Genomic DNA, 274 nt, shown 5'->3' on the forward strand with positions numbered 1-274 from the left:
CCCATAGCGCAAGCTAGTAAGAACCCTGAAAGATGATCAGGTTGATAGGTCAGAGGTGGAAGCGTGGTAACATGTGGAGCTGACTGATACTAATCGTTCGAGGACTTAACCAATTTTAAGGTGAACTTGAGTTTACAAACTTCTTCTGCATTATCTAGTTTTGAGGGAATGAAGCCTCAAACAAAATAGTCTGGCAGCAATGGCGAGAAGGTCACACCCGTTCCCATACCGAACACGGAAGTTAAGCTTCTCAGCGCCGATGGTAGTTGGGACA

The 274-nt window shown here is 45.6% G+C and carries 2 rRNA genes; both read left to right on the forward strand.

What is annotated here, in order from left to right:
• Positions 1-113 (forward strand): 23S ribosomal RNA (locus M3610_RS27700); the annotation flags it as partial.
• 76 nt (positions 114-189) lie between these two features.
• A 5S ribosomal RNA gene (rrf, locus tag M3610_RS27705) occupies positions 190-274 on the forward strand; the annotation flags it as partial.

The sequence above is a fragment of the Neobacillus sp. MER 74 genome (genome assembly GCF_023714155.1).